At 40.2% G+C, this 7,215-nt stretch carries 9 protein-coding genes; all 9 read right to left on the bottom strand.

Annotation, left to right across the window (positions count from 1 at the left end; translation table 11 throughout):
- On the bottom strand, positions 1-1,469 hold a 1,469-nt coding region (gene lysS / locus ACO6FI_RS12190; protein WP_485457569.1), incomplete at its 3' end, for a lysine--tRNA ligase.
- Positions 1,470-1,478: 9 nt separating this feature from the next.
- Complete coding sequence (gene greA, locus ACO6FI_RS12185; RefSeq protein ID WP_009446981.1) at positions 1,479-1,961, bottom strand: transcription elongation factor GreA; 483 nt, start codon at positions 1,959-1,961, stop codon at positions 1,479-1,481.
- A gap of 456 nt (positions 1,962-2,417) precedes the next feature.
- The gene (locus ACO6FI_RS12180; RefSeq protein ID WP_314610770.1) at positions 2,418-2,846 is read right to left on the bottom strand and encodes a flavodoxin; all 429 of its coding nucleotides are present in this window, start codon (positions 2,844-2,846) and stop codon (positions 2,418-2,420) included.
- A 33-nt stretch (positions 2,847-2,879) separates the two neighbouring features.
- Positions 2,880-3,461 carry a DUF3793 family protein gene (locus ACO6FI_RS12175; protein ID WP_298052282.1) on the bottom strand — a complete coding sequence of 194 codons (582 nt, stop codon included), beginning with the start codon at positions 3,459-3,461 and terminating at the stop codon, positions 2,880-2,882.
- Between the two features lie 104 nt (positions 3,462-3,565).
- The gene (locus ACO6FI_RS12170; RefSeq protein ID WP_485457568.1) at positions 3,566-4,216 is read right to left on the bottom strand and encodes an RluA family pseudouridine synthase; all 651 of its coding nucleotides are present in this window, start codon (positions 4,214-4,216) and stop codon (positions 3,566-3,568) included.
- Positions 4,194-4,523: a GIY-YIG nuclease family protein gene (locus ACO6FI_RS12165; protein ID WP_485457567.1), complete on the bottom strand. Its 330-nt coding sequence runs from the start codon at positions 4,521-4,523 to the stop codon at positions 4,194-4,196. The genes ACO6FI_RS12170 and ACO6FI_RS12165 overlap by 23 nt, the downstream gene beginning before the upstream one ends.
- Positions 4,523-5,227 carry a serine O-acetyltransferase gene (cysE, locus tag ACO6FI_RS12160; protein ID WP_485457566.1) on the bottom strand — a complete coding sequence of 235 codons (705 nt, stop codon included), beginning with the start codon at positions 5,225-5,227 and terminating at the stop codon, positions 4,523-4,525. Before cysE ends, ACO6FI_RS12165 begins: the two co-directional genes overlap by 1 nt.
- 21 nt (positions 5,228-5,248) lie before the next feature.
- Positions 5,249-6,046 (bottom strand): HAD hydrolase family protein, encoded by a 798-nt coding sequence (locus ACO6FI_RS12155; RefSeq protein ID WP_485457565.1) that lies wholly within the window; start codon positions 6,044-6,046, stop codon positions 5,249-5,251.
- The coding region (tig, locus tag ACO6FI_RS12150; RefSeq protein ID WP_485457564.1) for a trigger factor at positions 6,046-7,215 on the bottom strand (1,170 nt) is incomplete at its 5' end. The genes tig and ACO6FI_RS12155, both read right to left, overlap by 1 nt.

Raw genomic sequence — 7,215 nt, 5'->3', positions numbered from 1 at the left:
GGAAAGAGCAATACATCTCTGATAGCAGGTGAGTTTGTAAGCAACATAACAAGTCTGTCGATACCGTATCCGATACCTCCTGTAGGCGGCATACCTATCTCAAGTGCATTTAAGAAGTCTTCATCTGTATGATTTGCTTCCTCATCTCCTGCTGCAAACGCCTCTTCCTGCGCCTGGAATCTCTCTCTTTGGTCGATCGGATCGTTAAGCTCGGAGTACGCATTTGCCATCTCTCTACCGTAAATAAAGAGCTCAAATCTTTCTACATATCTCGGATCGCTCGGCTTTTTCTTTGTAAGCGGTGACACCTCTATAGGATGATCCATTACAAATGTAGGCTGTATGAGTTTCTCCTCTACAAACTCCTCAAAGAAGAGATTGATGATATCGCCTCTTGAGTGACGCTCTTCAAACTCAATGCCTTTTTCCTTTGCAAGTGCCTTTGCTTCCTCTGTTGTCTCTATAATGTCAAAATCAATGCCTGAGTACTTCTTTATAGCCTCAACCATTGTAATTCTCTCAAAAGGCTTTCCAAGGTCAATCATTGCCTCGGCATAAGGTATTGTAGTGGTACCGCAAACTTTTTCTGCAAGGTATCTGAACATATTTTCTGTAAGATCCATCATGCCGTGGTAATCTGTATATGCCTGATAAAGCTCCATAAGTGTGAACTCAGGGTTATGTCTTGTATCAACGCCCTCATTTCTGAACACTCTACCTATCTCATATACTCTCTCAAGTCCGCCTACAATAAGTCTCTTAAGGTAAAGCTCAAGTGAAATACGAAGCTTTACATCTTCATTTAACGCATTGAAATGTGTGTTGAAAGGTCTTGCTGCCGCACCGCCCGCATTGCTTACAAGCATCGGTGTTTCAACTTCCATGAATCCCTGACCGTCAAGGAACTTTCTTATTGCTGTTATAATCTTTGATCTCTTTACGAATGTATCCTTTACATCCTCATTCATAATAAGATCGACATATCTTTGACGATATCTTGTATCTGTATCTGTAAGTCCGTGGAATTTCTCAGGGAGCGGCTTCAAGCTCTTTGAAAGCAGTATCACGTCTGTAGCATGAAGGCTTATTTCACCTGTCTGTGTCTTGAATACCGTACCTGTAACACCTACGATATCACCGATATCAAGCTTTTTAAAAGCTTTGTACTCTTCCTCTCCTACAAAATCTCTTGCTACATATGCCTGTATCCTTCCTGTTAAGTCCTGTACATGGCAAAAAGATGCTTTACCCATGACACGCTTTGACATAAGTCTGCCGGCAATCTTGACACTTTTTCCGTCCAACTCATCAAAGTTGTCCTTTATATCTGCACTGTGTTTGTCCACATCGTACTTTGTGATAAAGAACGGATCGTTATTTGCCGCCTGTAACTCGGAAAGTTTGTCTCTTCTTGCTTTTAAAATGTGATTCAAATCCTCACTTGCCATTGGTTCATTGCCCTTTGCCATATTTCCTCCTTAAGATACCCTTTGTATTTCTAATACTATATATTCTGAAACACCTGCCTGTGTTTCTACTACCGCTGTTTCACCGACCTTTTTACCAAGTAGCGCCTTACCAAGCGGTGACTCGTTGCTTATCTTTCCTGCAAGTGAGTCGGCCTCTGTAGAACCTACTATTTTGAAATCGAGTTCCTCGTCAAAGTCCTTATCAAGTACCTTAACCATACAGCCGATACCTATTGTATCCAAATCGACTTCATCTTCTACAACTACTTCAGCGTTTTTAAGTAGTGCCTCAAGCTGTTCTATTCTTGCCTCTATATCTCTTTGCTCATCCTTGGCAGCATCATATTCTGCATTCTCTGAGAGATCACCCTGTTCTCTGGCCTCTTTAATCTTTCCGGCTATCTCTTTTCTTTTATTTACCTTCAGATCTTGTAGCTCTTCCTCTAAGTTTCTAAGTCCCTCATAAGTTAATATATGCTTTTTCTCTGCCATATTTCCTCCATTTTGACTTCTATTTCACTCCTGCTTAAGTAAAACTGTCCTTATATTTTTATTTTGAAGTCAAAACTTTAACTTCAATCTGCCAACTCGTTTAAGATTAGAAAAAAACCACTATACCGGCGTACGTGGCGAATTTAATACATAATCTAACTAGTTCCGATGCATTATACAATGGACTTTGTAAACTGTCAAGTGGTAAAATCTCATATTTTAAGCCGATTTTTAAGTGTTTTGCACCGTATATCTTATGTATAAATATTTATTGCAAATAAAAAGACAGGCTTGCTCAAGGCCTGTCTTTTAAGTAAGAGGAAATTTCAATATGTGTAACACTGTATATTATCAAATAAGGTTGCTCAAGTCTTACTTGATATATATGATAGCCGCCCATATTAAATAACAGCTACCATATCTTAAATTAGGAAAACCTAATGTTAAGACCTAAAATTAAAATGCAGCTAACTGCTTTCCTGCCGCCTCGAGTGCAGCTTTTGCGTCTTCATCCGGCTCAAGGTTTGCTATAATGCCTTCCCCACCTATGATATTGGCACCTGCATTCTGCATACGCTCAACCCATAGTCTCATCCACTCTCCGTCGCCCCAATCATATGAACCGAACAGAAGGATATTCTTGCCTGATACCTTGCCTTCAATCTCTGTTACAAAGCTATCTACCGATTCGTCTAACTCCTCGGCACCCATTGCAGGGCATCCGATAGCAAATGCAGGCTGCGCCAGTAACTCGTCAACATTTACACTGTCAACAAATACAAGCTCAGGTGTTCCGCCTGCAGCCTTTACTCCGTCAGCTATCGCATTTGCCATAGCCTCTGTGTTTCCTGTTGAACTCCAATAAACAATAATTGCTTTATCCATCTTTTTCTCCTTATTTCTAGGCTGAAACTATTATCAACAAGCTATACTCTCCAGCTCTCTACCGGATAAAAACTCATCAATAGCAGTCTCTCTCGCCTCATCATAGCTTAGAAACTTTTTTCTGGTCTCCTCCAAGTTGCCGTATATTTTCCAATAACCGCTATGTAAATATCTCTCTCCCTTGTTCTCAAGAAAGCCCTTTATATCGCATATCGGATACCCCAGGAATACGCCGACCTCATGTGGAAACTCTTTCATCTTATTATAAAAGCCGTTCATCCTTTGATGCAGTCTAATAAGATTTGATATAAAATCATCTCTCCTATAACCAAACTCTCTCAGGTAGTCACTAACCTCTTTACTCCTCAGATGTTCTTCCAACTCTTTTGCTCTGTATACCATCACCAAATGTCGCTTCTTACAGGTACAAAGGATAATCAAGCTGATATTCGTATTATGCAGTTTCATACTTATTCTGGCCAACTCTTTGTCGTTTAAAAAGAGCATACCGGAAATCCTTTTCCCCTTCAGCACTGCGGCATTTTGAATGATAAGTCTGAGTTCTACACTGTTCTCACCATCAGTTGCCAGCTTATTTACTATCTCAACCGGCATACCTACCTCCGTTTTATTTTTCAAGGAAATTTATTCCTCTCGGTTAGTACTTCCTAACTTTATCATTTTAATTGCACTTTGTCAATAGTTTTTTTCTAATTTTTTTAAAAATCTGCATCTATTTTAAAATTCATATTTTTACCTGTTTTAGGATGGATAAAGTTCAGCTCTACAGCCGCCAAAGTCAGTACTTTATCATATTCCGATTTTTCTTTTGCCAATCTTTTGTTGTATTTATAATCACCGAAAAGCGCAAAGCCGTGAGCTGCACACTGAAGCCTTATCTGATGATGCCTTCCTGTAAGCAGGTTTATTCTAAGCCTTGTAATATCAATGCCGTCACCTTGTTTTGTCTCCAAAACCTTATATTCAAGTATTGCTTCCTTGGCATCCTTAGTGTTTTTATCCGCTATCCTACTGATATTATTGTTTTCTTTCTTTACAAAGTCTGTCAGCCTGCCTGTATCTTCACTTGGCAGTCCTTCCACCAAAGCTTCGTATATCTTTCCTATATTCTTTTTCCTCAGATCACTGCAAAGTATATCTGTGGCCTTTTTATTCTTCCCATAGACCATTACTCCGTATACAGGCTTGTCAAGTCTGTGTATTACTCCGATATAACCGTCATTTCCCAAATGTTTCTTTAAAAGGCTTACCATATCCTCTTCAAAGCTTGAACTTGACTGGCTCAAAACTCCTCTGGGCTTTATTACCACAACAATATCCTTATCCTCATACAATATCTTCAATGCCATTTATCAATCTTTCCTTTTGCAATTTTGTCAATTGTTTTATCTCGTATTCTCTTTTCATCGCAATTATCTTATCCTCATATACCTCAAAGTAGACAAGTTTAACCGGAAGCCTTGCTTTGGTATATTTTGCCCCTTTTCCTGTATTATGCACTTTCACTCTTTTTGATAAATCGGAGCTCCATCCGCAGTAAAGGCTGTTGTCATTGCAACGAAGCAGGTATACAAACGCTTTTTCTTCTAAAAAAGCAGACAAGTCGGAAATCGAGTGCCCGACTCCCAATTGTCTGCTGTATATGTCCAATTCCATTAAATTACCCAATCAGTAAACTCTGTAGTATCTCTTTTACCTTCCAAGCTGCTTGTATCAATACCGTTCTTCTTCAGCAATTCTTCCATCTGACTCAATCTTTCATTGAGGATATCAATAGTCTCTGCCAACTTTGAGATGTCGGCATTTACCTGTGCAAGTTTATGCTTCTTCTCAACCGCCTGACCGTTCAGCTTAACCGGTCTTGCAGGTATTCCGACAGCTGTCGAATCGCTCTCCAAAGGCTTTAAAAGTACGGAATTTGCTCCTATAGATGCATTATCACCTACTTCAAATGAGCCCAGAATCTTTGCACCTGCGCCTACCATAACATTTTTACCGAGAGTAGGATGTCTCTTACCTTTGGCGGTACCTACACCGCCCAAAGTCACACCCTGATAGAGTGTACAATTGTCACCGACTACCGCAGTCTCTCCTATTACGGTACCGCAACCATGATCTATAAGCACTCCGGTACCTATCTCGGCTCCCGGGTGAATTTCTATCAGTGTAAAAAACCTTGAAACCTGTGATATCCATCTTGCTATAAAGAACATATGCTTTTTATAAAACCAATGTGCAATCCTATGCATAATCAGGGCATGGATACCTTGATATAAAAACAATACTTCAAATGCATTTCTGGCCGCCGGATCTCTTTCCTTTACAGCCTTTACATCCTTCCAAACATCCTTAAAAAACATAACCTCTCCAAAATTATGAAACTATATAAGACCCAGTTCCTTCATTGCCGAATATATTCCGTCCTCCGATACTTTTTTTGCAAAAAATGTCGCATATTCCTCCAATGCGGTATCATGCTCACCAAGTACAATCCTGTTCTTTGCACCACAGGTAAACATAGGCAAATCATTCATACTGTCACCGAACACATAGGCATCTTCCAATGCTATATTATAATAATCAAGAACTTTTAAAACGCCTTCACCCTTTGAGCAAGGATACGGTACACATTCATAAAATCCTGCACCGCGATCTATAATATCAAAATCGCCGCACTCGGCAAAGAACGATTTTAAATCACTTTTTGAAAATCTGGGATCGTCAAATATGCAAAACTTGTCAAAATCATAATCATCTTTGTCAAATTCACCTACAGACGGCTCAATAACCGCGCTTATTGCATCCAGACCTCTCTCAGTTATCTCCGGATATATAAAAGGTTTGGCAGGAAAATAAATTCCCTGCCTTGCCTCTAACATACCTTCAACATTGAATTTCTTCAATAGTTTCTTTATTTCAATGCCTCTTTTATGATCTACCCTCTTCTCAAAGATGGTCTTATCTCCTACGACTATCTGTGTGCCGCATCCACATATATAGCCGTCCATTTGAAAACGACTCTTTATATTGCCAATAACACATTCTACCCTACCGGTATTGATAAATGTCAAATGTCCCGCTTGTCTTGCCTCTTTTATAGCTCTAAATGCGGACTTCGGCACTTGTTTGGTCTCATTGTCAATCAAAGTTCCATCTATATCAAAGAAAAGTGCTTTCATTAATGTGCAGCCTCACTGCTCTGTGCCGATTGACTCTCGGCAGAACCGCTCTCTGTAACTTCGCCTGCGCTCTCTGCACTTGTCTGTCCTTCTTCGCTGCCTACAGTCTCACCGTTTAAGTTTACGGTAGAAGCGCTTCTCTTTGCCTTTTCTACAAGGAAGTTTACAACCTTGTATGACTTTACAGCCTGCTCTACCTTATCTTTTCCATACTGCTTTATAAGCTCATCCTTTGTTGTGGTAAGTCCGCTTGCTTCTATAATCTTTTGATAATCTTCATCTTTTAAAGACATCTTCTCTTTCTTATAGATTGCATCTATTGTGACTCTTTCCTTTGCAACACTCTCAGCCTGCTCTCTGACCTTAGCCTTAAGACCTTCTTCATCTGTACCGTATGCCTGTGCGTACTGCTCAATTGTCATACCGTACTGCTTGATCATATTGTTGATCGGCTCCATAGCTGAATCGTACTCATAGTCTACAGCCTTGTCATTAAGCTTATAAGTAGAATTCTTCATTACGGCTGTCAGTACATTGTACTCATCCTGTTGCTCGGCACTCTTATTTCTCTGATCCTCGATCTGCTTTTTAACCTCAGCCTTATATGCGTCAACAGTCGTCTGAGCACCGCTTGTATGCTTGCTTACCCACTCGTCTGTAAGTGTAGCCGGCTTTGAAACTGAGATAGAATTGATCTTTACATCAAATACTACTGCGGCACCTGCCAAATCCTTGTTGTTATAATCTGAAGGGAATGTAAGATTAAGCTGTACATCTTCACCGATATTGTGGCCTATAAGTCCGCTCTCAAAACCTTCAATAAAGTTGTTGCTGCCGATAACCAAATCATAACCCTTTGCACTACCGCCGTCAAAGGCAACTCCGTCCTTTGTTCCTGTGTAGTCTATGTTTACAGTATCGCCTTCCTGAACGGCTCTGTCTGTAATCTGCTCTTTGTCAGGGTCCTGCTGTAACTCTGTATTTATCTGTGCATCTACATCCTGATCACTTACAGATGTATCTATATTAGGTATTTCTACTCCGATATAATCCCCAAGCTCTACACTTCCGTAATCACTTGGTGCTTTTTCATCTGTCTTTGCCTCTGTGGCTGTCTTTGCGTCGGTACTGTCTGTGCCGCCTTTTTTACTGACACCGCAGGCACTCAT

It is taken from the genome of Lachnoanaerobaculum sp., from assembly GCF_057250505.1.
Note: the sequence above shows the minus strand (reverse complement) of the source record. Positions and strands in the feature narration are given on the sequence as shown.